The 26,639-nt window shown below is 63.1% G+C and carries 27 protein-coding genes, 1 pseudogene and 1 riboswitch; of the genes and pseudogenes, 15 read left to right on the forward strand and 13 right to left on the reverse strand.

Annotation, left to right across the window (positions count from 1 at the left end):
* Nucleotide 1: 1 nt before the first annotated feature.
* From NKI67_RS27640 to NKI67_RS27655, 4 genes are read right to left on the reverse strand one after another with little or no spacing between them, the layout of a single operon-like run.
* Nucleotides 2-1,222: an acyl-CoA dehydrogenase family protein gene (locus NKI67_RS27640; RefSeq protein WP_352647909.1), complete on the reverse strand. Its 1,221-nt coding sequence runs from the start codon at nt 1,220-1,222 to the stop codon at nt 2-4.
* A gap of 16 nt (nt 1,223-1,238) precedes the next feature.
* Complete coding sequence (locus NKI67_RS27645) at nt 1,239-2,276, reverse strand: ABC transporter substrate-binding protein (RefSeq protein ID WP_352647912.1); 1,038 nt, start codon at nt 2,274-2,276, stop codon at nt 1,239-1,241.
* 9 nt (nt 2,277-2,285) lie between these two features.
* Nucleotides 2,286-3,470 (reverse strand): LLM class flavin-dependent oxidoreductase, encoded by a 1,185-nt coding sequence (locus NKI67_RS27650; RefSeq protein WP_352647914.1) that lies wholly within the window; start codon nt 3,468-3,470, stop codon nt 2,286-2,288.
* A 59-nt stretch (nt 3,471-3,529) separates the two neighbouring features.
* Entirely contained in the window at nt 3,530-5,140 is a 1,611-nt protein-coding gene (locus tag NKI67_RS27655; RefSeq protein ID WP_352647917.1) for an ABC transporter substrate-binding protein, read from the reverse strand.
* 314 nt (nt 5,141-5,454) lie between these two features.
* Here NKI67_RS27655 and NKI67_RS27660 point away from each other — a divergent pair, with 314 nt between their 5' ends.
* The 6 genes from NKI67_RS27660 (at nt 5,455) to msuE (ending at nt 11,105) form a co-directional block, all read left to right on the forward strand.
* Nucleotides 5,455-6,441: an ABC transporter permease gene (locus tag NKI67_RS27660; protein ID WP_352647919.1), complete on the forward strand. Its 987-nt coding sequence runs from the start codon at nt 5,455-5,457 to the stop codon at nt 6,439-6,441.
* Nucleotides 6,441-7,439 carry an ABC transporter permease gene (locus NKI67_RS27665; protein ID WP_352621988.1) on the forward strand — a complete coding sequence of 333 codons (999 nt, stop codon included), beginning with the start codon at nt 6,441-6,443 and terminating at the stop codon, nt 7,437-7,439. Before NKI67_RS27660 ends, NKI67_RS27665 begins: the two co-directional genes overlap by 1 nt.
* Nucleotides 7,440-7,441: 2 nt before the next feature.
* Nucleotides 7,442-8,440: an ABC transporter ATP-binding protein gene (locus NKI67_RS27670; protein WP_352647922.1), complete on the forward strand. Its 999-nt coding sequence runs from the start codon at nt 7,442-7,444 to the stop codon at nt 8,438-8,440.
* Complete coding sequence (locus NKI67_RS27675; RefSeq protein ID WP_352647924.1) at nt 8,418-9,365, forward strand: ABC transporter ATP-binding protein; 948 nt, start codon at nt 8,418-8,420, stop codon at nt 9,363-9,365. Before NKI67_RS27670 ends, NKI67_RS27675 begins: the two co-directional genes overlap by 23 nt.
* Nucleotides 9,366-9,385: 20 nt before the next feature.
* Nucleotides 9,386-10,441, forward strand: a complete 1,056-nt coding sequence (locus NKI67_RS27680; RefSeq protein WP_352619568.1) for an aldo/keto reductase — start codon at nt 9,386-9,388, stop codon at nt 10,439-10,441.
* A 73-nt stretch (nt 10,442-10,514) separates the two neighbouring features.
* The gene (gene msuE / locus NKI67_RS27685; protein WP_352647926.1) at nt 10,515-11,105 is read left to right on the forward strand and encodes an FMN reductase; all 591 of its coding nucleotides are present in this window, start codon (nt 10,515-10,517) and stop codon (nt 11,103-11,105) included.
* 413 nt (nt 11,106-11,518) lie between these two features.
* Here msuE and NKI67_RS27690 read toward each other — a convergent pair whose 3' ends face one another.
* The 7 genes from NKI67_RS27690 to NKI67_RS27720 all read right to left on the reverse strand — a co-directional run bounded on the left by NKI67_RS27690 (nt 11,519) and on the right by NKI67_RS27720 (nt 17,169).
* The gene (locus tag NKI67_RS27690; protein ID WP_023679460.1) at nt 11,519-11,755 is read right to left on the reverse strand and encodes a thiamine pyrophosphate-dependent enzyme; all 237 of its coding nucleotides are present in this window, start codon (nt 11,753-11,755) and stop codon (nt 11,519-11,521) included.
* Between the two features lie 224 nt (nt 11,756-11,979).
* Nucleotides 11,980-12,573 carry a HupE/UreJ family protein gene (locus NKI67_RS27695; RefSeq protein WP_352647928.1) on the reverse strand — a complete coding sequence of 198 codons (594 nt, stop codon included), beginning with the start codon at nt 12,571-12,573 and terminating at the stop codon, nt 11,980-11,982.
* A 47-nt stretch (nt 12,574-12,620) separates the two neighbouring features.
* Complete coding sequence (locus NKI67_RS27700; protein WP_352578213.1) at nt 12,621-13,160, reverse strand: hypothetical protein; 540 nt, start codon at nt 13,158-13,160, stop codon at nt 12,621-12,623.
* A 2-nt stretch (nt 13,161-13,162) separates the two neighbouring features.
* A complete protein-coding gene (locus NKI67_RS27705; RefSeq protein ID WP_352578214.1) occupies nt 13,163-14,371 on the reverse strand; it encodes an agmatinase family protein in 1,209 nt (402 codons plus the stop codon).
* Nucleotides 14,372-14,381: 10 nt separating this feature from the next.
* Nucleotides 14,382-15,191 carry an ATP-binding cassette domain-containing protein gene (locus NKI67_RS27710; protein WP_023679465.1) on the reverse strand — a complete coding sequence of 270 codons (810 nt, stop codon included), beginning with the start codon at nt 15,189-15,191 and terminating at the stop codon, nt 14,382-14,384.
* Complete coding sequence (locus tag NKI67_RS27715) at nt 15,188-16,066, reverse strand: ABC transporter permease (RefSeq protein ID WP_352587526.1); 879 nt, start codon at nt 16,064-16,066, stop codon at nt 15,188-15,190. The genes NKI67_RS27710 and NKI67_RS27715 overlap by 4 nt, the downstream gene beginning before the upstream one ends.
* Nucleotides 16,067-16,104: 38 nt before the next feature.
* Nucleotides 16,105-17,169 (reverse strand): putative urea ABC transporter substrate-binding protein, encoded by a 1,065-nt coding sequence (locus NKI67_RS27720; RefSeq protein WP_023679467.1) that lies wholly within the window; start codon nt 17,167-17,169, stop codon nt 16,105-16,107.
* Nucleotides 17,170-17,270: 101 nt separating this feature from the next.
* A riboswitch (guanidine-I (ykkC/yxkD leader) is annotated at nt 17,271-17,386 on the reverse strand.
* A gap of 381 nt (nt 17,387-17,767) precedes the next feature.
* On the opposite strand from NKI67_RS27720, the gene NKI67_RS27725 reads away from it, so the two are divergent.
* The 7 genes from NKI67_RS27725 to NKI67_RS27755 all read left to right on the forward strand — a co-directional run bounded on the left by NKI67_RS27725 (nt 17,768) and on the right by NKI67_RS27755 (nt 23,287).
* A complete protein-coding gene (locus tag NKI67_RS27725) occupies nt 17,768-18,412 on the forward strand; it encodes an NADPH-dependent F420 reductase (protein ID WP_352578215.1) in 645 nt (214 codons plus the stop codon).
* Nucleotides 18,405-19,904 (forward strand): aldehyde dehydrogenase family protein, encoded by a 1,500-nt coding sequence (locus NKI67_RS27730; protein ID WP_352637691.1) that lies wholly within the window; start codon nt 18,405-18,407, stop codon nt 19,902-19,904. Before NKI67_RS27725 ends, NKI67_RS27730 begins: the two co-directional genes overlap by 8 nt.
* On the forward strand, nt 19,901-20,671 hold the full coding sequence (locus tag NKI67_RS27735) for a type 1 glutamine amidotransferase domain-containing protein (protein WP_352578217.1): 771 nt from the start codon (nt 19,901-19,903) through the stop codon (nt 20,669-20,671). The genes NKI67_RS27730 and NKI67_RS27735 overlap by 4 nt, the downstream gene beginning before the upstream one ends.
* Before the next feature lie 145 nt (nt 20,672-20,816).
* Nucleotides 20,817-21,161 (forward strand): hypothetical protein, encoded by a 345-nt coding sequence (locus tag NKI67_RS27740; RefSeq protein WP_023679472.1) that lies wholly within the window; start codon nt 20,817-20,819, stop codon nt 21,159-21,161.
* A 75-nt stretch (nt 21,162-21,236) separates the two neighbouring features.
* Entirely contained in the window at nt 21,237-22,031 is a 795-nt protein-coding gene (locus NKI67_RS27745) for a helix-turn-helix domain-containing protein (protein ID WP_352647930.1), read from the forward strand.
* 70 nt (nt 22,032-22,101) lie between these two features.
* On the forward strand, nt 22,102-22,293 hold the full coding sequence (locus NKI67_RS27750; RefSeq protein ID WP_031212580.1) for a YdeI/OmpD-associated family protein: 192 nt from the start codon (nt 22,102-22,104) through the stop codon (nt 22,291-22,293).
* 271 nt (nt 22,294-22,564) lie between these two features.
* Complete coding sequence (locus tag NKI67_RS27755; RefSeq protein WP_352647937.1) at nt 22,565-23,287, forward strand: MBL fold metallo-hydrolase; 723 nt, start codon at nt 22,565-22,567, stop codon at nt 23,285-23,287.
* Between the two features lie 162 nt (nt 23,288-23,449).
* Here NKI67_RS27755 and NKI67_RS27760 read toward each other — a convergent pair whose 3' ends face one another.
* Nucleotides 23,450-24,319 (reverse strand): LysR family transcriptional regulator, encoded by an 870-nt coding sequence (locus NKI67_RS27760; protein ID WP_352647932.1) that lies wholly within the window; start codon nt 24,317-24,319, stop codon nt 23,450-23,452.
* 231 nt (nt 24,320-24,550) lie between these two features.
* On the opposite strand from NKI67_RS27760, the gene NKI67_RS27765 reads away from it, so the two are divergent.
* Nucleotides 24,551-24,706 (forward strand): YjiS-like domain-containing protein, encoded by a 156-nt coding sequence (locus tag NKI67_RS27765; RefSeq protein ID WP_156937304.1) that lies wholly within the window; start codon nt 24,551-24,553, stop codon nt 24,704-24,706.
* A gap of 10 nt (nt 24,707-24,716) precedes the next feature.
* The gene (locus tag NKI67_RS27770) at nt 24,717-25,700 is read left to right on the forward strand and encodes an aldo/keto reductase (RefSeq protein WP_352637696.1); all 984 of its coding nucleotides are present in this window, start codon (nt 24,717-24,719) and stop codon (nt 25,698-25,700) included.
* A 160-nt stretch (nt 25,701-25,860) separates the two neighbouring features.
* On the opposite strand, the pseudogene NKI67_RS27775 reads toward NKI67_RS27770, so the two are convergent.
* Nucleotides 25,861-26,639, reverse strand: a pseudogene (locus NKI67_RS27775) (hypothetical protein); the annotation flags it as partial.

Here is a 26,639-nt window from a genome sequence, read left to right on the forward strand (position 1 = left end):
CTCAACCGACCGCCGCGAGCTTGGGCTTGCCAGCGGCAATAGCCGGTGTCTCGGCCAGCTGCCGGGCGGTATGGCGGCTGAGCGTCGCCTTGGCGGCGATCGTGCGGATCATGTGGTTCTGCGGTGCGTGGGAACGGGCGGTCAGCGCATCACGGTGGTGGCGCTCAAGCTGGAAATCTCTGTTAAGGCCTGGATTGCCGGCAAGCTCCAGCGCCAGCGAGGTGACGGCAACGGCATTGTCGATGACGACATGCCTGACCGTCATGCCGTCGGTGCCCACAGGCCGGCCGGCGTCGACATCTTCGGCGAGCGAACGCAGCAGCCGCGTGCTGCTCGCAAGCCTGACCTCGATCTCACCGAGCCCTGCCTGGATGTGCGGCACGGTCGACAGCGGCGCACCAAGACTTGCCGGCGCGTGCGTGCTGACAAAGGAGACAAGCCGGTCACGGGCAGCACGGGCGGCACCGTGGTAGACAGCGCCGATCAGCGAAAAGAAGAACGCCGTCGCGCCTTCCTCGCGCCTCAGCGGCTCGGATGCCGGCTGCGCCTCGGTGATGTCTTCGGCAGGAACCGCAACATTATCCAGAATGATGTCGTCGCTGGCCGTCGCCCGCATGCCGGCGGCGTTCCATGTCTTTTCGACGCGCAATCCGGGCGCGTCGGTCGGCACCAGGAATGAAGCCAGACGCGGCTGCGGCTCGTCGGTCAGCGCCAGCAAGTTCACCCATTTCAGAATAGGAATGCCGGTGACGTAGTTCTTGTGGCCGGATATCCGCCAGACATTGCCGTCGCGCCGGGCAATGGTTTCGGGCGGCTTGCCATGGGCGGGCGAGCCAATCCGCGGCTCGGCTTGCGCGGCGTTGATCAAAGCAGGGCCAAGACGGCCGGCCTCTACAATCCGCTGAACCAGATGGCGCGGCCATTTTCCGGATTTCCGCATCGCATACTGGCTGTTGTAGTGCATGGCCAGCACCAGCGCCGTCGACGGCTCGCCACGGCCAATCTCGGCGATCACCGCCTGTGCTTCCGTCAGCCCGCCACCGAAGCCGCCATGTTCGCGCGCCGTGACCAGGCCAAGCAGCGCCGCCTGGTGAAGCCGGTCGAAATTGGCGAATGGGAATTCCCCGGTCGCGTCGTGATGCGCGGCGGTCAGCGCGAGATTGTCGGCAAGGCTGGCCACTCTGTCGAGGAGTTCCGGAAATCCTGAAATCGTGGAGGTCATGATGCTGGCTTTCCTCTCAGGCGGCGGCGCGCGTATCGACCAGATCGAAGGGTCGTCGATCGACCCAGGCCTCGACGTCGAAGTCGCCGGCGAGGAAGCCCCAGTCGCGCAGGAAATCCTTGTAGTGGGAAATCGCGCCGACCAGCTCAGGCTGCAGTCCGAGGCCGAGATGTTTGTGGACATCCGGGCCGTTGGCGGCCAGCACCTGCTCCTCGGTGGCACCGGCTTCGCGGGCGACGAAGCGCCTCGTCTCTTCCGGATGCGCCTCGGCCCAGGCGCTGGCGCGCAGGATGGTCTCGATCAGTCGCGCGACCAGATCGGGGCGTTTCTCGGCCAGCAGGTCATCGACGGTCAACACCCGCGGCGAACCGGAATTGATGCGGATGTTCGGGTCGGGGTGGAAGCCGAATTCGGCGACCTGGATGGCGCCGATCAGATTGGCGACGTTGATGCCGGCCGTGCCCTTCACATAGATGGCGTCGACCTCGCCCCGGATCAGGGCTGCGGCTTCCTCGCCATAGGCCTGCTTGCGCTTGAGGCCGAACAGCGACGGTCCTTCCTGGCTGTCGAGAACGCTGTCGGCCAACGCTATGTCGACGATCTCGACGTCGCCATGGCTGAGGGCTTCGAGCGAGAGGGCCGAGACCAGGCCCTTCAGCGCCGTCGCCCGCATGAAGTCGACGATGCCTTCGGGGCGCCGGGCGATGCCGAAGCGGCGGCCTTTCAGGTCCTGGGTTGTCCTGATGCCGCAACCGGGCAGGGCGATAATTGCCTGGAATTCGTCGGTCCAAGTGATGCCGACGAGACGCGTCTTGCGCCCTTCGGACCGCGCGCGGATCGGCGGCACGTTGCCGCCGTGGCGGAACGACCAGTCGAGCGTGTGGTTGAAATGGCTCTGGCGGATGTCGCGATTGGGCGAATCGATGATCGACTTCAATTCGATCCCCTCCTTGCGAAAGGTCTCGTGGAGAAGCCCGAGCTGTGCGGCGAGCCCGACAGGCGTCGGCACCGGGCAGCGTGTGTACCAGATTTCGGAGATCCCAGTCGCGGTCATGATGGCTCCTTAGGTGTTGCGCAGGCCAGCCTGCTTCATCAGCGGCAGGATGTTCTCGCCGAAGAATTCGAGGTCAGGCTTGAAATCGAAGAAGGACAGCTGCAGGCCGTCAATGCCGGCGTCCTTCAACTTGACGAACTGGTCGACGATCTGTTCGGGCGTGCCGATGAGGTAGATGTTGCCGCCGACCTTGGCGTAGGGGTCCTCGCGGCCTTCGCGTCCTTTCCAGGCCTGGGCGTCGCTGTTGAAGGTCTGGAAGCCTTTCGGCGTGCGGCTGTCGGCATGGGCGACGATCTCATCGGCGACCGCCCAGGCTTCCTTCTCGGTCGGCCGGCTGATGATCAGCGGATTGAGCAGAGTGCGCACGGTGCGGCCGACACCAAGGGCCGCGTCCTTCACTTTCTCCGTATGCGCCGGCAGCGCCTCCAGCGCGCTGGCGATGTCGGAGCCGGCCGGGCTGGTGACGAAGACGATGTCGGAATAGCGGCCGGCAAAGGAAATGCCGGCATCGGAGCCAGTGGCGTTGACCAGGATCGGCCTGCCGTAATTCGGCTTCGGCGTGACGAAGCCGCCATTGAGCTTCCAGCTCGATTCTCCGGAGAAGGAGAAATTCTCATCATCCTGCCACAGCCGCTGCAGCACTTCGACGAATTCGGCGGCGAGTTCATAGCGGTGGTCATGCTCGATGCGGTTCCAGCCGAACATTTCATGTTCGACAGCGCGATGACCGGTGACCACGTTGATGCCCCAGCGGCCGCCGGAGATGTGGTCGAGCGTGGCGCCGAACTTCGCCAGATGCAGCGGATGCCACGGGCCGTAGAGAACATGCATGGTCGAAATCAGCATGATCTTCTTGGTGATCGCGGCCATGGCCGCCACGGACACAAAACTGTCCAGCGCCTGGCCGTTGAAAACGCCGCCATAGCCGCCCTTGGGCAGCCATTGACTGAGCGCGAAGACGAGGTCGAAGCCAAGCTCCTCGGCCTTCAACGTCAGATCGCGATTGTAGTCGAAGCGCCAGTCGGTCGAGCGCGGCAGCGTCGAGTTGGTCCAGCCACCGGCCTGGATCGGCAGGAACAGCCCGAGCAGCACCGGCTGCTGAAGTGCTTTCGACAGCGGGCTGTCCGGATAGTCGGTCGGCGCCTTGAAGAAGGGCGTGCCGACGATGGAACCAGGCTTGTGGGCGAGCGTCATGGCGAACTTTCTCGGGTGGAGGAAGGGAACCCGTGCGAAGGACCGCGCACGGGTCAGGCTCAGGCGACGATATGGGCGGTTGCGAGGGAGCCGGCATTGCCCTCGGCGCCCACCGTGTGACCGGCTATGCGCCTGTTGTAGAGGGTGATTTCCGGTTGGCTGACGATGCCGATGTCGGGCAGGTCCTCGACAAGGATCTGCTGGATCGCGGCCCATTGCTCGAAGCGCTTTTCGTGGTCGACCTCGACGGCGGCCGCTTCAAGAAGTTCGTCGACCTTGGCATTGCTGTATTTCGAACCGTTGGAGAACGGCACGCCGGGCTTGAAGTTCTTCGACCAGTAGAGCCGCTGTACGCCTACCGTCGGGTCGAACAGATTGCTCATGCCGTTGAAGGTGAAGTCGAAATCGCGGTCGGTGTAGATGCGCTTGGTGTAGGTGGCAAAATCCTGGCTGCGCACGGTGACCTCGATCCCGACCGCGGCCAATGCCTGCTTGATGTAGTCGGCGCCGCGCTTGTAGGTTTCGCCGCTCGGGACATAGTCGTGGACAAGCTTGAGCCGGGTACCGTTGGCGTCGCGCGGCAAGCCTGCTTCGTCGAGCAGTTTCTCGGCAGTGGCAATGTCGACCGGATAGGTCTTCAGGTCGGCGACGTACCACTTCTTCAGATTGGGGTTGATCGGGCCTGGAATGGTCGCGCCATAGCCATAGTTGATCGTCTCGCGGATGACGTTGCGGTCGATAACATGGGCGAAGGCACGGCGGACGCGAACATCCTGGAAATAGGGTTTCTCCAGGTTGAACTCGACCCGGCTGATGCCATTGGAATACTGATAACCCTGCTTCTCGAAGCCGATATGCGGCAGCGTTTCGAAGCGCTGCAAATCGCTGTACGGAATCGGCGTGGCCGGCGCCAGATCGATCTCGCCGGTCTCCAGCGCCAATGCGCGCGCCGAAGCGTCAGGGATGAAACGGACAATCAGCCGGTCAAGGTAGGGGCGCGGCGCGTCCCAATAGTCGGGATTACGTTCGTAGACGATGTGGCTGCCGCGCAGCCATTCCTTGAAGACGAAAGGGCCGGTGCCGACCGGAGCGACGTTGACCGGATTTTCGGCTGCCTTTGTGCCGTCATAGAGGTGCTTCGGCACGATCGGCGTTTCGGCCGCGGCCAAGGCCGTGATCAGGTAAGGCGCCGGCCTCGACAGAACCAGCGTCACCGTCAGCGGATCCGGCGTCTGGATGTCTACAAGGTTGAGGAAGGTGTTGCGGCCGCGCGGATGAACCTCTCTGATCGTGGTGATCGAATAGGCGACGTCGGCGGCGGTGAACGGCTGGCCATCATGCCACTTCACGCCTTCGCGCAGCTTGAAGGTGTATTGCAGCCCATCGTCACTGACCGACCATTGTCTGGCCAGGGATGGGCGCGGCGTGAGATCGAAATCATAGGTCAGCAGGCCCTCGGTGGTCTTTGCCGAGACGTAGACCGAATTGAATGCCGTGTGGGCGATGGTCGTCAGCACAGGCGGCTCAGCCGAGAGCACCAGCGTCGCCATTCCACCCTGTTTCGGCTCGGCGGCGTAGGCGCTGCGCGATGCAGGCAACAGCGTCGCTCCGAGTGCGGCTGCCGAGATGCCGAGGAACCTGCGGCGGTTCGGAATGAGGAAATGAGACATCGCGCCCTAGTCCTTTTTTGCTGCCGCCCCCGATCGGCCGATCCTCGGCCACCGAGTTAAAAATCTATTGTTCCAAGAGCGGGCCCGTTTGCGAAAAGATTTGGCCGACCCGCTCCCGCGCTTAAGATTTCATGCCTCAAACCGCTAATTTCGTAGCATGAAATAAAATTCTATTCTGCAAAGTCGCCATTTGCAGGATAAAATTTCTTGAATCAGGTTTGACAATGTCTATAAATTTTGTCAACTAAAAAGCACGAAACTTTCCGGGAAACAGCAAACCCGCATCGTCAGCCACAGCCGGGATAGCGAAAACGATGTCGACCCTGACGCGCATTGGCAGAACGTTTCGACGCACCGCGATACAGGCGGTGCCGACCGTTCTGGGCATCGTGATCCTGAATTTCTTTCTGCTGCAGCTCGCGCCGGGCGATGCGGCCGACGTCATGGCTGGCGAGGCTGGTTCGGCCACGGTGGAGACCATGGCGGCACTGCGCCAGCGCTTTGGGCTCGACAATCCGCTGCTCGTCCAGCTGTTCAACTATCTCTACAATCTGGCGCATTTCAGCCTCGGCTTTTCGCCGCGCTACGGCATGCCAGTCGCCGACCTGATCGGCCAGCGGCTGCCCGGCACGCTGGTGCTGATGGCGGTGGCTCTGGCCGTCGCCATTGTGCTCGGCCTCGCCCTTGGATCGGTGATGGCGGTGTTTGCCGGGCGCCTGCCGGATCGTCTGCTCTCCGTTATTTCGCTGCTGTTCTATTCAATCCCGGGTTTCTGGATCGGCTTGATGCTGATCGTGTTGTTTTCGGTCAAGCTCGGCTGGCTGCCGAGCGGCGGCTCGGGAACCATCGGCAGCAACCTGACCGGCCTTGCCGGGCTCTGGGACAGGGCGCGCTACATGATCCTGCCGGCACTGTCGCTGGCGCTGTTCTACGTGGCGATCTATGCGCGGCTGACACGAGCGGCGATGCTGGAGGTCCAGTCGCAGGACTACGTGCGCACCGCCGCAGCCAAGGGCCTGCCGCCGGCCATCATCACCATTCGCCATGTCCTGCGCAACGCGCTGATCCCCATTACCACCATGGCCGGCATGCATGTTGGCGGCATGCTCGGCGGCGCCGTCGTTGTCGAGACCGTCTATTCCTGGCCCGGCCTCGGGCGTCTCGCCTTCGAAGCGGTCATGGGCCGCGATTTCACCGTGCTGCTCGGCATCCTTCTGTTGTCGTCGCTGCTGGTCATCATCGCCAACGCGACCGTCGATCTTCTGCACGCCTGGCTCGATCCCCGCATCGGAGTACGCTGATGGCTTCCACCGATTTCGCCGCGGGCGATGCCCGTTCCCGCCGTCTCCATGCCGATGCCCGCGGGCCCGCGGCACCGCCTGAGCCCGAGGCAAAGAGCTGGAGCAATCTCCACGCGCCCGACGCACGCTCCGCTTCGGCAGCGTCGGTGCCGATAGCCGTTGGAGGGCGTGCGCTGAAGGTTTTCCTGCGCAATCCCAACGCCATGTTCGGCGTGGTGTTCCTGTCGTTGGTCGTGCTGGCCGCACTGCTAGCACCAGTCCTCTATCCGGCCGATCCGCTATCGATGGTGGCGCGGCCCTTCCTGTGGCCGGGCCAGAACCCAGCCTTCCCACTGGGCACGGACTCCATGGGCCGCGATGTGCTTTCCGGCATTCTGCATGGCGCGCGGATTTCGCTGTTCGTCGGCCTGGTGGCGACCGCGCTCGGTCTCGGCTTCGGCATCCTGGTCGGCGCCGCCGCCGGCTACTTCGGCGGCTGGATCGACGATCTGCTGGTGCGCCTGATCGAGATCTTTCAGACCATACCGAGCTTCGTGCTTCTGGTCGTCATGGTGGCGATCGCGCAGCCGACCGCGCCTGTCGTGACAGTGGCGATCGCCGTCATCACCTGGCCGACGGTGGCGCGGTTGACCCGCGCCGAATTCCGGGCCATCCGCGAGAAGGATTTCGTCATGGCCGCCCGCAGCCTCGGCTACGGCCATGCCCGCATTATCTTCCGCGAGATCCTGCCCAATGCGCTGCCGCCGTTGATCGTGACCTCGTCGGTGATGGTGGCGACCGCGATCCTGATGGAATCGGCGCTGTCCTTCATGGGCCTCGGCGATCCCAACGTCGTCAGCTGGGGCTCGATGATCGGAGCGGGCAGGGAATTGATCCGCACCGCTTGGTATCTGACAGCGCTTCCGGGACTGGCGATCGTCTTTACCGTGCTGGCGCTCAACCTGATCGGTGACGGCCTCAACGACGCGCTCAACCCGCGCTTCTCACAGGAGCGCTAGAGATGGCGGCTCCTTTGCTCAGGATCGACAATCTGACGGTTCGCTTCCCGAACACTGAGCCGGTCAGCCGGCTGAGCTTCGAGGTCGGTGAGGGCGAGACGCTGGCGATCGTTGGTGAATCAGGCTCCGGCAAGTCGCTGACTGCGCTCGCCCTGATGCAGCTTCTGCCGCGCTCGGCGAAAATCCCCAATGGCCGGATCGAATTCGCCGGCAGGGACCTGCTCGGTCTCGACCAGAAAGCGATGCGCAACTTGCGCGGGCGCGAGATCGCCATGATCTTCCAGGAACCGATGACATCGCTGAACCCGGTGCTGACCATCGGCCGGCAGATCACGGAGGTGCTGACGCTGCACGAAGGCATACGCGGCAAGGCAGCGCGGAACCGTGCCATCGAGCTTCTCAATCTGGTTCGCATTCCCGATCCGCAGCGGCGTATCGACGACTATCCGCACCAGCTTTCCGGCGGCATGCGCCAGCGCGTCATGATTGCCATCGCCGTTGCCTGCCGGCCGCGCCTGCTGATTGCCGACGAACCGACGACGGCGCTCGACGTCACCATCCAGGCGCAGGTGCTCGATCTGCTCGATACGCTGCGCCGCGAACTATCGATGGCTGTCGTGCTCATCACCCACGATCTTGGTGTCGTCGCACAATGGGCCGACAAGGTCGTCGTCATGTATGCCGGCCGCAAGGTTGAACAGGCGCTGCCCGGCGTGCTGTTCAGAACACCCCTTCACCCCTATACGCGCGGCCTGCTGGCGGCGTCGCCGCGGCTGAAGACCAATCTCCACTACCGCGACGCCAGGCTGACGGAGATTCCCGGCAGTATCGTCTCGGCCGCCGGCGAAAAGGGCTGCCCGTTCCGCCCGCGCTGCGCGGTGGCGCGCGACAGCTGCGCCCATTTCGTACCCGCCCTCGTCGAGGTGAGCGAGGATCGTCTAGTCGCCTGCCCCTACAGCTTCATTCCGGAGGTTGCGCATGGCGCTGCTCTCGGTCTCTGACCTTTCCACCCATTTCCACGCCCAGGGCGGCACGCTGCGCGCCGTCGATGGCGTATCCCTCGAAGTCGGACGCGGCGAGACGGTTGGTCTCGTCGGCGAAAGCGGTTGCGGAAAATCGACGCTAGGCAAGACCATCATGCGGCTGGTCGACCCGACTAGCGGCAGGATCGAGTTCAACGGCACCGACATCACCGTTCTCGACGCGCGCCGGCTGAAGGCGGCGCGCCGTAATATCCAGATGATCTTCCAGGATCCGTTCGCATCGCTCAATCCGCGCCACATGATCGGCGACATCCTGACCGCGCCGCTGAAAGTCCATGGCATCGGCAGCAAGGCCGAACGGCGCACCATTGTCGAGGACATCATCGAGCGTGTCGGCCTGCCCAAGGATTCGCTTGGCCGCTACCCGCATGAATTTTCCGGCGGCCAGCGCCAGCGCATCGGCATCGCCCGGGCGCTGATCCTCAATCCGGAACTGGTCGTCTGCGACGAGCCGGTGTCGGCGCTCGATCTCTCGATCCAGGCGCAGATCCTCAACCTGTTGGTCGACATGAAACGTCAGCTCGGCCTGTCCTATCTCTTCATTTCGCACGATCTATCAGTCGTCCGCTATTTCGCCGACCGGGTGCTGGTCATGTATCTCGGCCGCATCGTCGAAAGCGCCGACAATTCGATGCTGTGGACCTCGCCCCAGCATCCCTACACGCGCGCGCTGATGGATGCCGTGCCGGACCCGTCGCGGCGCCGCCAGGCCGCGCCGATCCATGGCGATCTGCCGAGCCCGCAGAACATCCCGAACGGTTGCCGCTTTCACACGCGCTGCCCGCTGGCGACGGATCTATGCCGTTCGCAGGAGCCGGCATTCCGGGCGATCTCGCCCGGACACCACGTCGCCTGCCACTACGCCGAACCAACCCTCAATTGAAAGTTCAACGGAGCAGAAAAATGTCCGATTACCGCTATCTTGGCCGCAGCGCCCTGAAGGTTTCGCCGCTCAGCCTGGGCACGATGATGTTCGGCGGGCCGACCGAGGAGACGGTCGCGCATCGCATCATCGACAAGGCGCGCGAGCAAGGCATCAACTTCATTGACACCGCCGACGTCTACCACAACGGCAAGTCCGAGGAAGTCGTCGGTCGCGGCATCAAGGCGACGCGCGATCATTGGGTCGTGGCGACCAAGTTCGTCAACTCGCATGACAAGGGGCCTAATCTCGGCGGCCATTCGCGCAAATGGGTGATCCAGACGGTCGAGAACAGCCTGCGGCGCCTGGGAACAGACTATATCGACCTGTTCTACTTCCACCGCGCCGTCTTCGATGCGCCGCTGGAAGAGCCGGTGCGGGCGATCGCCGACCTGATCCGCCAGGGCAAGCTGCGCTATTTCGGCGTCTCCAACTTTCGTGGCTGGCGCATCGCCGAAGTCGCGCATCTGGCCGATGAACTCGGCATCGACCGGCCGGTGGCCAGCCAGCCGCTCTATAACATCGTCAACCGCACCGCCGAGGCCGAACAGCTGCCGGCGGCCGCCTATTACGGTCTTGGCGTCGTCTCCTACAGCCCGCTGGCGCGCGGCGTGCTGACCGGCAAATACGAGCCGAACCAGGCGCCTGCCGCCGACACGCGGGCCGGCCGTGGCGACAAGCGCATCGCCGAGACCGAGTGGCGCCCGGAATCGATCGAGATCGCCAGGCAGATCGCGGCGCACGCAAAGTCACGCGGCATCTCGGCCGCCGATTTCGCGCTGGCCTGGGTGTTGAACAACCGGCTGATCACGGCGGCGATCGCCGGCCCGCGCACCGAGGAACAGTGGGACAGCTATGCGAAGGCGCTGGACTTCAGGCTGAGCGCCGAGGACGAGGCCTTTGTCGACCGCCTCGTCACCGCCGGCCATGCCTCAACGCATGGGTTCAATGATCCGAGCCATCCGGTCGAAGGCCGCGTGCCGCGTTCGGAGCCGGCCGCGCCGATCCCGCTGACACGGCCTCTGCGCGCCGCCTGACGGTCGCCGACGAAATGGCGGGGCCGGCGGCCCCGCCCGCGTTTCCCATTGCTTTGGACAGATGAGAGAGCCCATGAATTTCCACGTCGAACGGCTGCGCCAGAACATCGTCGTGCTTTCGGGCAACACCCACAGGCCGTCGAAGTCGCGGACGCTGGCGCATCATCTCGGCGAGGCGCTGCGCGAAAGATTGTCTGTCACAGTAAATTTCCTCGATCTTGTCGATGCCGGCCGTGGTCTGGGTGCTGCGTTTACGCGAAGGGAATTGACGCCGGAGGCGCTGAATGTGGTAAACGCGGTCGAACAGGCCGACGCGCTGATCGTCACGACGCCGGTCTACAACGGCTCCTATGCTGGCCTGTTCAAGCATCTGTTCGACCTCATCGATCCACTGGCGCTCGTCGACCGGCCGGTCCTGATCGGCGCGACGGGTGGTGGCCAGCGCCATGCATTGGTGGTCGAACACCAGCTCCGCCCGCTGTTCGGCTTCTACTCGGCGCTGACCGTGCCAAGCGCCGTGTACGGCAGCGACAGCGATTTTTCCGATGGCAAGCTTGTGGATCCGCTGGTCCTGGCGCGGGCCGGGCAGGCCGTGGATCAATTCGTTGCCCTGCTTTCAGCGCGCCAGCCGAAGAGCCAACCGGTCCGGGCGGCTTCGGGCTGACGGATATCGGGTTCGAGCAGGTGCCGGATGCCTTGGACGGCCAAATAAGCAGAACGTTCGGTGTTTTGGCCGACATCGGCGACGGAACCATACGGAACGATACGGGAAGATTTCTGATTTTGGCCCACGAAAAAGTCAATGAAATCAATGCTTTTGATGCATCCTCCGGGCCCACCATTGTTATTATTTATCAATGACTTAGCGGTGTGTTTTGGTTCGGGTAGCCAAGTAATAACTGGCGAACCGCCGTCCATAGCGTTTGATTTTATTGACTTATGGTGGGCCTCCGGAGGCCGCAGATGTGTTGCCAGCCGCCGGTGGAGTGTCAGGATCGTTTATCAAGTGCTTGAACGACGCCGGCACGGTGTTCGGAATAGAAATCCGCGCATAGTCCCGTCGCAATCAACCTCGAATTACTGTCTGGATGCTACATCGGCCATCGCCGCACCCCACCCTGCGGCGATCTCGTAGCCCATGCGTGAGAAGCCGAATTCGCGATCGAATTTGTTCGGCGCTTTGACACGCCAGTTCTTCATGACCTCGCCCGGGAGGCCGCCAGCAGCGGTGACGACCAAGTCACGCTCGCCGGCGCGGAGTTCACGACGGCGATCATTTGGCGTAGCTGGGAACAGGCCGGCGACGTCAGGCAAGACCGTCCGGCTGCACCTAGGAAGTTAGTCGCGACCCACGGCGGACCGCTCCGTACGCGCGCGCGGCGTACGGCAAGCTGCTAGCCTCAATCTCCGGATGAGATCAGAGTCGCTCAGACCGGGTCTTCAGGATCTGGTACAGCACGTTTCGGATGCGCTGCCAAACGGTTAGCCGGTTGATCACGCCTTCGCCTCCTGTTCATCGCAGATGAATGGGCTGCGGTTCAGATGATCTGTGCCGCCAGCGCCACGCCGACCAACGACGTGCCGACCCCTGCCGTGCGGATGGCTCGCGGCCAGCGCCGAAGTGTTAGGGCGGCTAACGCGCCGGTCGCGTGAAGAGCCGAAGTAGCGATCACGAAGCCGACCGCATAAGCGATGCCGCTGGCCGTCTCGGGAATTTCGAGGCCATGGGCATTGCCGTGGAAGAGGGCGAAGAGAGCAGTCAGCGAGGCGGCCACAGCGAGCGGAAGCGGCTTGGCAAGCGCCATCATGGCGCCGAAGACCACCAGCGATAGCGTTATGCCGGTTTCCAGTGAGGGCAGGCCGATGCCGGCGATACCGAGCAGGGCGCCAGCGAGCATCGCCGAGACAAAGCACGACGGCACGATGATGATCCCCTTGCCGCCGGCGCGAGCGGCAATGATGCCTACAGCCATCATGGCAAGCAGGTGGTCCATACCGGTCAGCGGGTGCTGAAGGCCGTCTACAAACCCGTGGGCATGAAAACCGCCGCTATGGGCGAAGGCCAATGAGGGGATGAGGGTTGTGGCGGCTGCCAGGGCGAGTCTGCCGAAGAATGAAAGCGTTCTGTTCATGGTTCTTGACCTGTTTGATAGAGGTGCGATCGGTTCAAGGCCGGTGCTCATTGTCCGGCCCCTGGCATGGTGAATTGTGCGGCGCCGGACCTGTCGGCCAGAAGCCGCGCCTCGCCGAAGTCGAGGAGTCTTTGTCCCCTGCCGTCATGGTAGACGAAGGCCAGGCGGCGCCGGCGCGACGTCAGTTTCGCGGGCAGCGGGTGATAGGTGACGCCAGCGCCGCCGATCATCGGCATGACGGCGCCGACATCGACCATGTCCTGCGTCTCGACGCGCAGGAGATGCAGCCGCATGCCGTCGGCGGTTTCGCCGACGAAGGGAATTCCGGCGAGGCGCAGGAAACTGGACGGGTCGGGCGCCCGCGAAAACCCTTCGAGAAACGCGATCTCGACGAGATCGAGATCCGTCGCCCGCGCGTCGGCGGGTTCGGGCGCATGGTCGTGCGGTAGATGCGGTGTCTGCCATTGCAACGGCTTGCCGGCCGGCCCGTTGTGGCCGACGGGGTGGGGATGGTGATGATGACCGTTCGGCCCGTGATGGTGACCGTCGCCATGGTCATGGCTGTGGTGGTGATGATCATCGTGCATGATCAAAAGCTCGTCGGCTTGTCGATGATGGATTTGTGTTTGCCGAGATTGCCGTGCGCGACCATCGAGCCCAGCGCCTCGACGACAACCCGCACGCCAAACAGCGCCGTGATGTCTGACGTGTCGTAGGGCGGCGACACCTCGACCACTTCCAGTCCGCAGATGCCGGGCGCCGACACTAGCCCGAGCAGCTTCAGTGCCTCGCGCGGCAGGAAGCCACCGGGCTCCGGCCAGCCCGTACCCGGCACGAAACCGCAATCGATGCTGTCGACATCGAAGGAGATGTATACCGCGTCGGTGTCCTTCCATGCGAGCTCGAGCGCGATCTCCGCCGCCTTCTCCAGCCCCATCTGTTCGATATCGGAAATCGTCAGCACGTTGGTGCCGCGCTTCCGCGCCTCGGCGACGCCGTAGCGCGGCACCTGCCAGCCGCCGATGCCGAGCTGCACCAGATTGGTGGCCGAGACGTTCGGCAAGTTGGTTGCCCAGTACCAGGGCGTCGTGTGCATACGTTCGTCGAGATCCTTTTCCTGAATGTCGATGTGGCGGTCGAAATGGATGATGCCGATGCGCTTGGAAGTAACGTCGGCGATACCGCGCACGCACGGAAATCCGATCGCATGGTCGCCGCCGAGCATGATCGGCAGCGCCCCGGAAGAGGCGACATGGCTGACGCCCTTGGTGATCTGGTCGAAGCTCTTTTCGAGATTGGCGGGGATGGTGAAGACGTCGCCGGCGTCGCAAAGCGTCATCTGCTCGCGCAGGTCGACACCGAGCTCGTAATTGTAAGGCGTGTAGAGCGCCGAGATGCGGCGCATGCCTTGCGGCCCGAAGCGGGCTCCGGGCCGGTAGGTGGTGCCGCTGTCGAAAGGAATGCCCATGACGGCAGCGTCATATCTGCCGACATCGCGGACGTTCTCGACATAGGGCGCCTTGAGGAAGGTGTTGATGCCGGCGAAATGCGGCAACTCGCCTCGCGCGAATGTCGGGATCGACTTGTCGATGATCGAATCCGATCCGGGCAGGCCCATGTCGAGTGCCCATTTCTGTTCCTTGCGCCAGCCATCCTCGGGCAGCTTTCCTTCCGCCTCGATCGACTTCCAGCCCTGCATGTCGCGGATCTCGAAGTTCGGATGGTGGAAGCGTTGGCGTGGCTGGTGGTCGGTGAGCCCGGCGCGACGATGCCGGCGTTCTGGACTATCTCTGTGCATGAAACCTCCTTCACGACGCCGTCGTCGCGATTGCGCTATCCAGTCGGGTCGTCCCGACCATCGCGGCCACTTCGGCCACGTCTCGTGCGGAAGCCCGGTGCTTGCGGTCGAGCTTCAGATCGTAGGTGATCGTCGCGCCATAGGCGGACGGGAACTGGGGGTCGTGGCGCACCTTGTCGAAGACCAGCACGCGGGTGCCGAGCTTGAATGCCTCGCCGATATCGTGGGTGACCATGACCACGGTCATGCCGTGCTCGGTCCAGAGCTCGGTGAGCAGCTCATGCATCTCGATGCGAATACCGGGATCGAGTGCGCCGAACGGCTCGTCGAGAAGCAGGATCTGCGGCCGGCCGAGCAAGGTCTGCGCGATCGCCAGCCGCTGCTGCATGCCGCCAGAAAGCGTGGCCGGATAGAGATCGCGCGCATGGCCAAGCCCGACCCGTTCCAGCATGGTTTCGGCTTCTTGCCTGGCGCTTTTGCGCCTGGCGCCGAAGACGCGGCCGAACGGTCCGCCCGAACGGAAGTCCTCGACCAGCAGCAAGTTCTGCAGCGCGGTCAGATGCGGGAACACGGAATAGCGCTGGAAGACGATGCCGCGCTGCGGCGTCGGTTCCGGCACGATCGGCTGGTCGCCGACGACGACCACGCCGCCACTTTGCTGTTCCTGGCCAAGCAGGATGCGCAGGAATGTCGATTTTCCACAACCGCTGGCGCCAACCAGCGACAGGAATTCACCCGCTTCGGCGGAGACATTGACCCGTTCCAGCACGCGGGCGTCGCCGTAGCTCTTCTCCAGCCCATGGACGAGGATCCGGCTCATCTGGTCCGCACCGGATGCGCCCAGGGCGAGATGATGTGAGAGAGCCGCACGAGCAGCCAGTCGGTCATCACCGCAAGCAGCGTGATCCAGGCGACGTAAGGCAGGATGACGTCCATCGATAGGTAGCGACGAACGAGGAAGATGCGGTAGCCGAGCCCCTCGGTGGAGGCGATGGCTTCTGCCGCGATCAGGAACAGCCAGGCCGGCCCAAGCGCCAGCCGTACGCAAGTGATGAGGCGCGGCATGACCTGTGGCAGCACCAGCCTGAGCACCATGGTCCAGCTGTTGCCGCCGAGCGTCTGTGCCTTGGCGACGAGCTCCGGCGGCAATTCCATCACCCGGTTGGCGATGTCGCGCACCATGACCGGTGCGACGCCGAGAGCGATCAAGGTGATCTTGGCCGTTTCGCCGAGGCCGAGCGCAATGAACAGGATCGGCAGCAGCGCCAGTGGCGGGATGACGCAGACAACTGTGACCAAGGGCAGCAGAAAGGCCCTGACGCGCGGGATGAAACCTATGGCGACGCCGAGGCTGAGCGCCACCAGCGTGGCCATGCCGACTCCGGCGAACAGCCTGATCAGGCTGGCATAGGTGTCGGCCCACAGGATCAGGTCGCCGGAGCGCTTGTCCGGCACTGTCGCCAGGTCTGAAAAGGCCGACCACATCTGTGCAGGGGAGGGCAGCAGCTTGTCGCTGGGATTGACCGCCAGCCTTTGCGACGAAGCGAAGAGATAGGCAATCGCCACGGCGGCAAACGGCAGCGTCCCAAGCAGCAACGCTCCGCCGCGCGAGACCGTCGCGTTGATGAGGCGAAGCCGCGCTTTCGGCCTGCTAAGTTGCAGGCGCGCGACTTCGGGGCCTGCTGCGGCCTGCATGATGCCGGTTCCTCTGGCTAGCATGTCGCGCTCCCGCGTCAGAGCGTTCCGCCCGCCGCCTCTGCCATAAAGGCCTGATCGAAGCGCAGCTTGACGTTGTTGACGTCGCCCAGCGTCGAGCCGTCGGGGAAGCTCATGCCGATCACGTCGACGCTCGGCGCGTTGGTACCAAGAATGCCGTGGCTGAACAGGAAGTTGCGCACCAGATCCATGGTCTTCGGCAGTTCGGCGCCGTTGGTGAATGCGACCGCCTTGGCCGGCTCGAAGAACATCGCCGTTGATGCAAGCTGAGCGTCGAAACCGGCAAGATCCGTCCCCGACGCCTTGGCCATCTCTTCCTTGGCCGCCTTGCCTTCGGGCGTACCCGACGTCATCAGCGCCATGGCTTCATACCATGCACCGACAAGCGCCTTGCCCAAGGCCGGATTGTCCTTCAGCGTCGCGGTGTTGACGACCATCATGTCGATGATCTCGCCGGGGATCTCAGTCGAATCGAATACCTTGTGGGCGCCCGGCATGGCAGCGATTTCCGAGACCAGCGGATTCCAGGTGACGACGGAGGTGACGTCGCTGGTGCCGTAGGCAGCGACCATGTCGGCATCGGAGGTGTTCACCACCGTAATGTCCTTTTCGGCCAACTCCACCGTCTCCAGCGCGCGCGCAAGTAGGTAATGTGAGACGGAGAGCTCGACGAGATTGACCTTCTGGCCGGCAATATCCTTGAGCGCGGTCTTGTTCTTGAGGATGACCGCGTCGTTGCCGTTGGAGAAATCGCCGACGATCAAGGCCGTCGTGTCGACACCGCCGCCGGCCGGGATCGAAAGCGCATCCATGTTGGTCATCGAACAGCCGTCAAAGCCGCCGGCCGTGTACTGGTTGATGCTCTCGACATAGTCGTTGATGCGGGTGATCTCGACATTGATGCCGTATTTGTCGGCCCACTTCTTCATGATGCCGCTGTCGGAAAGATAGCCCCACGGCATCCAGCCGACATAGATCGACCAGCAAATCTTGAAGTCTTTCTTGGGCGCCGCTTGCGCGGCTGAGATGAAGGGGAGGCTGAGTGATGCGGCTAGGATGATTGTGGCCAGTTTGCGAAACATTACATACCCCTGTTTGCGATCCGGATTGCGTCCGAACGTCTGTTGGGGGGTTCACGGAGCGCGCATCCGGGAGAGGTTCGCGCCAGCAAACCCGTGCAGGGTTCTCCCGGGATTTTGGCCCGCCGTGTTCCGCCAGATGCCTCAATGCATCTCAAGCGGTCGCGTCTCTTGGACCAGCACCGTGATCGACACGGCCGGAACCCTAGACGCTCTGCACATGAATAACGAAGCAAGGGGCGTGCCAGTCCGGAAAGCCGTCCTGAGGCGGCCTTTCCCCGGATTTGCAGGCAATCGCGTTATGCTGATGCCACAAAAGTCATCGCAACGCCGACGGATTAGGCAAGGAAAATCTAGCGTCAACCAATATGAGCAAGCTTGTGCCCTGGGGACCTCCGCTGATCGCACCCTGCTCTATGGTCGCCCACACATACATGCCCAATAGGGACACGTTCGGGAAGGGCGTGAGCGCGCGGCGGATCCGGATGCCAATTGGCGCCGACCCATGTGACGAGTGCGCCCGATCGTGCAAGGGCAATTCGTGAAATAAGCGCGACTGCAATGATGCTAGGCAAGCCCGATCGCGTGTCGGGAGGCAGTTGTGAAAGTTGCGATCATCGGACCAGGCTCGCTCGGGAAGGCCTTGGCGAAATGTCTTGGCCTCGCCGGGCACGAAATTCGCCTCAGCTTCAGTCGTGACGAAGGCAAGTTGCGCGCAATCGCGGCAACCCTCCGTGTTGGCTTCGGTGCCCCTGACGAAGTAGCGAGATGGGCCGACGTAATTGCCCTGGCGACGCCATGGCCGGCTCTCGAGCTGGCGATGGACGCGCTTGGCGATTTGTCGGGCAAGATCGTCTGGGACAATACCAATGCAGTCGCACCTGACCTTTCCACGATGCTGCTAGGCACTACTACGTCTGTAGGCGAGGAGGTTCAGAGGCGCGCGCGGGGCGCCCTTGTCGTCAAGTGCATTCCGACCTTTGCCGAATTGCTTGACAGGGATGATCCGCGTCTCAACGGCGATCCGGTGACGAGCTATGTCGCCGGCAATGACGCAGATGCCAAGGCGGCGGTTTGCCGGCTTCTCGCCGATCTGCCGACAATACCGGTCGATGTCGGCGATCTCACGGCCTCGCGCCTGATCGAGCCGATGATGCTGCTATTGGTCCAGCTCGCCTATCGGCGCGGGATGGGGCCGACAATTTCCTTCAATCTCATTCGACAGGACGGACGGACTCATGACTGATTATCTACCCGCGCGGCGCAAGGCGATTCCAGTAGGACGTCTGCTGATCGATGGCCAATGGCGCGATGCCGTCAGTGGCGAGACTTCGACGACTTTTGATCCGACCACGGAGGCGGCGATCACCGATATTGCGAAGGCGGACGTCACCGACACGAGCGATGCCGTCGCGGCCGCGCAGCGGGCTTTCGAGCAAGGACCCTGGGCGCGGATGCATCATGAGGAGCGCGCCAAGATCCTGTTTCGCATCGCCGATCTAATGGACGAGCGGGCCGAGGATTTCGCGGTGCGCGAGGCGATGGATATGGGTATGCCCTATCGCGATTTCCGCGATATCATCATGCCGCACTGCTCAGGACTGTTCCGCTTTCATGGCGGGCTCGCCATGAGCGCGATGGACGGCGCCTATCGTACCAGCTACGAACCAAATATCAGGATCCTGACGCGGCGCGAGCCGCTCGGTGTGATCGCTGCGATCACCCCGTTCAATTTTCCCCTCGCGCTGTCCTGTTCGAAAATCGCGCCGGCACTCGCGGCGGGTAACACGGTCGTTCACAAGCCTGCGACCGACACGCCCCTGACGGCCCTCGCCTTGGCGCAAGTGATCCTCGACGCGGGCGTGCCGCCAGGCGTCTACAATCTCGTCACCGGCCCGGGCGGCACCATCGGCGACGCGTTGGTCAACGATGCCCGCGTCGGCAAGATCGCCTTTACCGGGTCGACCACCGTCGGCCAGGGCATCATGCGCAACGGTGCCGGGACGATGAAACACCTGACCATGGAGCTCGGCGGCAAGAGTCCCAATATCGTTTTCGCCGATGCCGATATCGATGTCGCGATACAGGCAGCCTTCTGGGGCATCTTCTGGAACAAGGGCGAAGTCTGCGTCGCCGGATCGCGCCTGCTGGTTGAACGCGCCTGCTATGACGAGGTCGTCGAGAAGCTGAGCGCCATGGCGAAGTCGGCGACGCTCGGCGATCCGCTGGACCCTGCGACGATGATCGGGCCGATCGCATCGCGGGGCGAGTATGACAAGGTCTTGAGCTATGTCGAAGAGGGCAAGCGCACCGCGCGACTGGCCGCGGGCGGCGGCACCCGCCAGGTCAACGGCAAGGGCCTCTTCATCGAGCCGACCATCTTCGCCGATGCGACCAACGACCTAAGGATATCGCGCGAAGAGATTTTCGGCCCTGTCCTGCCGGTGATTCCATTCGACAGCGAGGAGGACGCGATCCGGATCGCCAACGATACGAGCTACGGGCTCGCCTCGGGCATCCAGACCAGCGATCTCGGCCGCGCCTTGCGGCTCGCCGACCGGATCAAGGCAGGCACGGTCTGGCTGAACTGCTGGCACAAGTACCATCCTAATGCGCCGTTCGGAGGTTTCAAGATGAGCGGCTATGGCCGCGAGCAGGGCCGCGAGGCGTGGGAAAGCTACACCCAATACAAGACGATTTGGGCGAATCTTGGCGAACCAGTCGAGATGGCGCGATGAGCGTGCGCGATTCCAACCCACTCGACCCGCGGCATCCTAAACGCGTCGCGATGGTCCTTTCAAACCCGGCTGTGTCAACCACCACAGGCTGGCCGGTCGGGTTTTGGTGGAGCGAGTTAACTCATCCCTGGCTCGCCTTCACCGAGCGCGGATATGGAGTCGCGATCTTCTCGCCTGAGGGCGGCAAATGCGAGGCGGATGCGTTGAGCGACCCGCGCGATCCGTCCGGCTATTCGGATACGGATCTGATCTCGCTCGGTTTCCTGTCGACGCCGAAACTGGCGGCGCTGGTGGAGACGACCCGGCCCATCGCAGAGCTGTCGGTCGACGCGTTCGACGCTATCGTCGTCGCTGGCGGCCAAGCGCCGATGTTCACCTTCGAAGGCGCAACTGAGTTGCAGCGGCTGTTCATCAACTTTTTCGCGGCCGGCAAGGTCGCGGCCGCCTTGTGTCATGGCGTCGCGCTGCTGCGCTACGCTCGCCTCTCAACCGGCGAGCTGCTGGCCAAAGGGCGCACTGTTACGGGTTTCGCCAATGTCGAGGAAGACTTCGCCGACAATGCCGTCTGGGAGATGGGCGCGCTGCCACACGGTACGCATCTGATGCCATGGCGGATCGAGGATGAGATGCGTGCGCTCGGCGCGAATTATGTTCAGGCCGGGCTGTGGCGCGATTTTGCCGTGCGCGACGGCAATTTGATCACCGGCCAGCAGAACTTCTCCGGAGCGGCGACCGCCCGTCTTGTCATCGAGGCGCTCGGTGGCTGAGGACCAAAGACCGCTCCTGTCGGTGAAGTTCGGGAGACAAACTCGCCGTCAGGGCGGGCGATGCCAAACGACATCGGCCCAATAGGATCCGGGTCCGTCCAAGAACTCCACCTCAAACAACCACTATCAGCAGCGAGGATGAACCATGGCCGTAGTGACGACACTTGATATTGCCGGCCTGACGGCCGAAGATTATAGCCGCATCCTCGATCGGATCGGCGTGGAGAAACGGCCCGCTGGCGGCATCTACCAGCACATCGCGCATGCCACAGACGATGGTTATCGCATCATCGAGATATGGGACGACAAGGCAGGCCTGGAGCTCTTCTTGCAGGACACATTGTTTCCCGCCGCACAGGAACTGCAAGTTCAGCGTGAAATGACCATTATGACCCAGACACTGCACAACATCTTTGTGCCCCGGATTGGTGAACTGACTGCCCTGGCAAATGATGCGCCTGGTGGACCAGTCAAACGGGCAAAAGTGTAGGCATCAAGGATCGAGGATGCGGCGATCGATCATCGAAGTCCTGGAGGAACTTGCGTCCGGACGCCCGGTACAACGATGGTGACCGCGGCAAGTGCAAAGAGGTTGTTCTTTCCTGCCGGCGACTATCGCCATGCGCCGGCCGGAGTCGTTCAGCTGCGTGTGATTCGCAGCGGTTCATCCTATGCAGAGATCGATCTTGGCCGCGGGCTGCGGCGCGTCTTCACCCGCCCCGGCGACCTGCTGCTCAGTCTTCCCGAGCGTGCCACGCGGTTCAAGATCGAGGAGCCGCGAGAGCTGACGATGATCACCGTTGACTCCGCGCTGGCGTCAAGGCTCCTGGTATCCGCAGGCGGGACCCCCGAGGACCTGGCAATCCTGACCGATCGACCGATACGCGATTCGCTGGTGGCCGAGTTGTGCCGACGCCTCGAAGGCGACCCGCCAGCCAACCCGATCGTCCGCGAATGGACGCTGGGCCTGGTTTTCGCGAACCTGCTCCGTCTCGGGCATGCACGCCAGCGGCAGCAGAAGTCTCCGGTCCTAACCTCGCAGCGGTTCGACCGGGTCCTCGCTGCGATTGACGGCGATCTGGAAAAGGGGGTGTCGATCGACCATCTTGCCGGAATCGCGGGAATACCACGACGCGCCTTCACCGCCGCCTTTCGCGAGGCGACGCAATTGCCGGTACATCAATTCATTTTACGCCGCCGCGTTGATCGCGCGGTCGAGCTTTTGGAAAATAGCGATCTGCCGCTGGCCGAGATTGCTCAGCACGCGGGTTTCACTCACCAGGCCCATATGAATCGCGTCGTGACCCGATTGAAACGGCTGTCGCCAGGCCGGCTGCGGTCTCGCAGGCGCGACGGCTGACTTGTGATCTATTCCAGCATCAGGATTCGAATGGCGGAGATGTGAGTTGCTGAAACGTCCGTTGGCTAAGATGCCCGACAGTTTGCGTGCAGAGCTCGAGGCCGCAAATCTGATGACTGCTTTCGAGCAACGGCCTCCCTATCAGCGCAATGATTACTTGCATTGGATCGAGCGCGCCCGTCACCCGGAAACACGCCGAAAGCGCATAAATCAGATGATTGACGAGCTTACGAAGGGAGGAATCTACATGGGAATGCAATAAGAGCTGGCATCGCCGCGAAGCTAGCAGATCCGTCAACGATCATCTTCCGATCCGTGGCCTATCGAGATCGGGTGCTTTCCGCATTGATCTTCATCGGTTTCCCCACGCTTTTGCGCAGATTATGCAGGGAGCCAATAGTGACAATCGAACCTATCCTCCATTTTCGTTTGCGGCAGGTGGCCATATGATCGTGACATCGCAAACCAATAACGTGCTCGGCAGCACGTCAGGGAGGTGGCGCGTCTGGTCGCTCTCGGACGGTTACATCGAGATGCCGGCGGACCTTCTGCGGGACCCGCAGGATAATCCGGTGCCGCAAGCTGCGTTGGCAGGGGCGCTTCGCCTGTCTGTCAATTGCTTCGCCCTCGCAGGTCCAGGCGTTGACGGCGTTCTGATCGACAGCGGAGGAGGGGGCTGGGCCCCGACAGTGGGGCGTCTTGAGCAGGCCATGGCGGAAGCCAAGATCGACCCGGCTTCGATCACGGTCTTGGCGCTCACCCACGCCCATCAGGATCATGTGCACGGACTTTTGACCCCCGACGGCCGAGTGCTCTTTCCAAACTTGAAGGCGATCGCTATTCCCGAGGCGGCTGTGGGGAGCTTTTTCGCTTACGCGCACCTTGCGCAGTTCCGGCCCCTGCTGAAGCCTGTCCAGAATGGCGACCAGGTGGGTGAGCGATTGAGGGCGGTCGCCTTGCCCGGTCATGCTGCCGGTCATACCGGCTACACGTTCGACACGGACGAGGACCGTTTCCTATTCTTCGGGGACATCGTTCATGTGCCGGCCTTGCAGTTCGGCAATCCCGCGTTCAGTTGGGGCTATGACGACGATCAGCTGACCGCGCGCGCAACCCGCCTAAAGGTTTTCAGTGACGCGGCCGAGGCGGGGACGTGGATCGCCGGCGCACACCTTGGCTGGCCGGGCATCGGTCGCGTGGTGCGTAAGGGCGAAGCATACGGCTATGAGCCGGCAGGAGGACGAGTGACCGGATAGGCGGCCCGGTGCTGATCGGTTTATACCGCTCTCGTCGCCCAAGGCAAGGATCTCGACGAGCAGCGCGCCGCACTCCGGCGTCCTCAACGGCGGCGGTACCATCGTCCGGCCCACCAAAATATCTGATTCTTGCTCCACTGGCGGCCGATCGATGCCTGAGGCTTACCGGATCGGCGTCTCGCCGCGAAACAGCGGCTGGTGCGCCCGCATCAAGGCGGCGATCCGGTCGGCGACTTTCCGTACCGGCGGGGAGTGACGTTCCTCGTGATGGGTGACGATCCACTGGTCGGTTTCAAGTTCGGGGATAGGCTGAGCAACGCGAACCAGCCGCGGATCGCCGTCACCGACGAAGCACGGAAAGACCGAAAGGCCGGCGCCGGCGGCCACCAGTTCGCGCACCGAATGGGTGTTGTTGCCGCGTACGGCGATGCGGTCGCCGTGATGGGCTTGCAGCCAGCGCGCCGAGGCAATGTTTGCGCCTTCGCCGGTGACGCCGACGAACAATCCGGCGGCGATGCCGTTGATCAGGTGACGTCCGGAATAAATGGCGTGGGCGACCTTGCCGCTCTGACGGCCGGCCAGCCACTGCTCGGTCGGGCGCTCGCTGCGGATGCCGATGTCGGCGGCACGGCGGCCGATGTCGACCCGGTCGGTGGTGGTGACAAGCTCTACCCTTATGCCGTCATCGACCGTCCAGATCTCGCCGATATGAGCGGAAACGAAGGCCGAGGTCCATGGCCCGGCCGAGACGCGGACAATGCGGTCGGGCAGGTTTCCCTCGCGCCAGCGGGTCAGCGACTGCATTGCCGCCTCGACGTCTTCGGCGCGCCGCAGCAGTTCCTCGCCGACCGGGGTCAGCCGGTAGCCGGTCTGCTGGCGCACGAATAGAGGTTCGCCGATCTGCTTTTCGAGCGCGGTGACGCGTCGTCCAAGGGTGGCTGCGCTGCGGCGCGTGGTTCCCGTCGCTGCGCTCAAGCCACCCAGCCGCGCAACGTCGAGAAACAACCTCAGATCGTCCCAGCCGATATCCATTTTGCAGAAATGAAAAACTCCTTGCGACCGTGGCTGTAGCGCAAAGCGGGCATCGTGCGCAAGTATGCAGGCATTGGAGGCGTTGGACAATCCTGCCTGGCGGGACAGAGACAAGCGCCTCGGCCGGCCAAGAAGCGAGCGCAGCCCTTTCGATCGCGCATGCGATTCGCGCAGAGGCTTTGCGCTTTCGACCAACCCAGGCGGGCATTCTGCGTGCCAAAGGAGACGATCATGTTGGATGAACTTCGATACCGTTTCGCCCGCTGGATTGCCTATCGCCAGACGCTTGCGAGCTTGAGGCAGGCCCGGGACAGCACACTGGCGGATGCCGGCATTTCTCGCGAAGAGATCCGCGAGCGTGCCCGCCACGCCAGCTTGCGTCGTTGAGGAGCCGGGCATGCAGATGATGATGCTTTGGGGTGGCCGCTCGGTACCGCGCATCGGCATCGGCACCTGGGCGGCGGGTGGCCCCGCGCGTTGGCGTGACACGGCGACAATCTATGGCGAGGTCGACGATATCAGGTCGCAAGCCGCGCTGGCGATGGCTTATGAGATCGGCGCGCGGGTGTTCGACACGGCTGCCGCCTACGGCGCCGGCAATGCCGAACTGATCCTCGGGCGGGCGTTGAGGGGTAAGGACGAAGCCGTCATCGTCACCAAGGTCGGCTATTTCGGCGATCCCGAAACGCGTAAGATCGCACCCGAGGATGCCTCTGCTGCGGCAATCCGGACATCGATCGACAATTCGCGGCAGCGCCTGCAGCGGGATTGTATCGACGTCGTGCTGCTACATATCAACGAGTATCCGATCGAGCGCGCCGGCGAGGTGTTCGATACGCTCGGCCTGTTGCGCCAGGAGGGCAAGATCGGCGGCTTCGGCTGGAGCACCGATCACCGCGAACGGCTTGCCGCCTACGCGCCGCGCGAGGGGTTCGTCGCCGTAGAGAACGACTTCAATGTGTTTACCCCGGCGAACGAGCTGATGGCCGTTGCGGCGCGCGAGAACCTCGTCTCGTTCAGCCGGCTGCCGCTGGCAATGGGGCTGCTCACCGGCAAATACACGCCGGCCATGCGGCTGCCCACCAACGATGTGCGCGGCGGGAATGCCGAATGGATGGTGTTTTTCAGGGATGGCGCCGCCAACCCGCACTATCTGTCAAGGCTCTCGGCAATCCGCGACCTGCTCACCTCGGGCGGACGCACGCTTGCGCAAGGCGCGCTCGGCTGGATACTCGCCAAGTCGGCAATCGCCCTGCCGGTTCCCGGCTTCACGCGGCCCGAGCAGGTCGAGGACAATCTCGGTGCGCTGGAGAAAGGGCCGCTGCCGGCAGCGGTGATGGCCGAGATCGACGCAGTGCTGAAAATTGCCGAGACTGCGTAGGGTGTGGTGAATCCGGAATTCGCATTGGCGATAATGCGACCAACTTCGATCTCTCTGATGTCTGCCGATATCGCATTTTTCTTAGTCAAGCTTCCGTGGCGCAATTGAACACGGACGGAGCGGCGGACACGCTCGAGTTGAAGGTCCGCCGCTCCGGTTTTCAGATCAAAGAGTGATGCTGCAACGGGAGATGGGTAGCGAGCTGCGCTTGAGCTGCGCTGCCGACCGCGTCGCTGTCGAGAGAGAGCGACCCGGTTGAGCTGTCAAAGATGATGTGGTGGGAACCATCATCGGCAGCCGTACCAGCAGGGGACGTATGCAATGAAAGCCCGCCCGACTTAAGCTCGGTAAGAGCGGCTTGATCGAGGTGGAGCTTGTCCTGAAGCTTGCTGAAGTCGAAGGCATCGTTGTTGCCTCCGTGGCCAGACATGATCTCGGCGGCGGCGCCGTTTTTTGCCTGGGCGCCGACACTTTCATCGGGCTGGACGGTTTGCGCGAACCCGTGGCGGATCAGGCTGGTTGCCGTCTTGTCGGATGGATCGTTGGTCGGGAGAAGTTCCGAGCCAGCCGAAAGAGAATGGCTCAACGAGGCCAATATGCGGTCAACGCTGCTGCCCTCGCTTACCTTGTCGCCGGCATTATCGTGGGTGGTGTCAGTCGAACTGCCATCACTGGCGAGGAGGTGAGAAAGCGCGGTCTTGTCATGACTGCCATCGCTGGTGGTGGCACCGGAGGCGGCGGTAGCAGTCGAACTGCCGTCGCTAGCGAGGAGGGGCGACAGCGCGGTCTTGCCATGACTGCCATCGCTGGTGGTAGCGCCGGAGGCGGCGGTAGTAGTCGAACTGCCGTCGCTGGCGAGGAGGGGCGACAGCGCGGTCTTGCCATGACTGCCATCGCTGGTGGTAGCGCCGGAGGCGGCGGTAGTAGTCGAACTGCCGT

Origin of the sequence: Mesorhizobium sp. M0408 (genome assembly GCF_040321495.1) — a bacterium.
Taxonomy (GTDB): Bacteria; Pseudomonadota; Alphaproteobacteria; order Rhizobiales; family Rhizobiaceae; genus Mesorhizobium.

What these genes read in the sequence shown, in the direction of transcription:
- NKI67_RS27640 (WP_352647909.1), bottom strand. Translation starts at nt 1,222, where the DNA reads ATGACCTCCACGATTTCAGGATTTCCGGAACTCCTCGACAGAGTGGCC.
- NKI67_RS27645 (WP_352647912.1), bottom strand. Translation starts at nt 2,276, where the DNA reads ATGACCGCGACTGGGATCTCCGAAATCTGGTACACACGCTGCCCGGTG.
- NKI67_RS27650 (WP_352647914.1), bottom strand. Translation starts at nt 3,470, where the DNA reads ATGACGCTCGCCCACAAGCCTGGTTCCATCGTCGGCACGCCCTTCTTC.
- NKI67_RS27655 (WP_352647917.1), bottom strand. Translation starts at nt 5,140, where the DNA reads ATGTCTCATTTCCTCATTCCGAACCGCCGCAGGTTCCTCGGCATCTCG.
- NKI67_RS27660 (WP_352647919.1), top strand. Translation starts at nt 5,455, where the DNA reads ATGTCGACCCTGACGCGCATTGGCAGAACGTTTCGACGCACCGCGATA.
- NKI67_RS27665 (WP_352621988.1), top strand. Translation starts at nt 6,441, where the DNA reads ATGGCTTCCACCGATTTCGCCGCGGGCGATGCCCGTTCCCGCCGTCTC.
- NKI67_RS27670 (WP_352647922.1), top strand. Translation starts at nt 7,442, where the DNA reads ATGGCGGCTCCTTTGCTCAGGATCGACAATCTGACGGTTCGCTTCCCG.
- NKI67_RS27675 (WP_352647924.1), top strand. Translation starts at nt 8,418, where the DNA reads ATGGCGCTGCTCTCGGTCTCTGACCTTTCCACCCATTTCCACGCCCAG.
- NKI67_RS27680 (WP_352619568.1), top strand. Translation starts at nt 9,386, where the DNA reads ATGTCCGATTACCGCTATCTTGGCCGCAGCGCCCTGAAGGTTTCGCCG.
- msuE (WP_352647926.1), top strand. Translation starts at nt 10,515, where the DNA reads ATGAATTTCCACGTCGAACGGCTGCGCCAGAACATCGTCGTGCTTTCG.
- NKI67_RS27695 (WP_352647928.1), bottom strand. Translation starts at nt 12,573, where the DNA reads ATGAACAGAACGCTTTCATTCTTCGGCAGACTCGCCCTGGCAGCCGCC.
- NKI67_RS27700 (WP_352578213.1), bottom strand. Translation starts at nt 13,160, where the DNA reads ATGCACGATGATCATCACCACCACAGCCATGACCATGGCGACGGTCAC.
- NKI67_RS27705 (WP_352578214.1), bottom strand. Translation starts at nt 14,371, where the DNA reads ATGCACAGAGATAGTCCAGAACGCCGGCATCGTCGCGCCGGGCTCACC.
- NKI67_RS27710 (WP_023679465.1), bottom strand. Translation starts at nt 15,191, where the DNA reads ATGAGCCGGATCCTCGTCCATGGGCTGGAGAAGAGCTACGGCGACGCC.
- NKI67_RS27715 (WP_352587526.1), bottom strand. Translation starts at nt 16,066, where the DNA reads ATGCAGGCCGCAGCAGGCCCCGAAGTCGCGCGCCTGCAACTTAGCAGG.
- NKI67_RS27720 (WP_023679467.1), bottom strand. Translation starts at nt 17,169, where the DNA reads ATGTTTCGCAAACTGGCCACAATCATCCTAGCCGCATCACTCAGCCTC.
- NKI67_RS27730 (WP_352637691.1), top strand. Translation starts at nt 18,405, where the DNA reads ATGACTGATTATCTACCCGCGCGGCGCAAGGCGATTCCAGTAGGACGT.
- NKI67_RS27735 (WP_352578217.1), top strand. Translation starts at nt 19,901, where the DNA reads ATGAGCGTGCGCGATTCCAACCCACTCGACCCGCGGCATCCTAAACGC.
- NKI67_RS27740 (WP_023679472.1), top strand. Translation starts at nt 20,817, where the DNA reads ATGGCCGTAGTGACGACACTTGATATTGCCGGCCTGACGGCCGAAGAT.
- NKI67_RS27745 (WP_352647930.1), top strand. Translation starts at nt 21,237, where the DNA reads ATGGTGACCGCGGCAAGTGCAAAGAGGTTGTTCTTTCCTGCCGGCGAC.
- NKI67_RS27750 (WP_031212580.1), top strand. Translation starts at nt 22,102, where the DNA reads ATGCCCGACAGTTTGCGTGCAGAGCTCGAGGCCGCAAATCTGATGACT.
- NKI67_RS27755 (WP_352647937.1), top strand. Translation starts at nt 22,565, where the DNA reads ATGCCGGCGGACCTTCTGCGGGACCCGCAGGATAATCCGGTGCCGCAA.
- NKI67_RS27760 (WP_352647932.1), bottom strand. Translation starts at nt 24,319, where the DNA reads ATGGATATCGGCTGGGACGATCTGAGGTTGTTTCTCGACGTTGCGCGG.
- NKI67_RS27765 (WP_156937304.1), top strand. Translation starts at nt 24,551, where the DNA reads ATGTTGGATGAACTTCGATACCGTTTCGCCCGCTGGATTGCCTATCGC.
- NKI67_RS27770 (WP_352637696.1), top strand. Translation starts at nt 24,717, where the DNA reads ATGCAGATGATGATGCTTTGGGGTGGCCGCTCGGTACCGCGCATCGGC.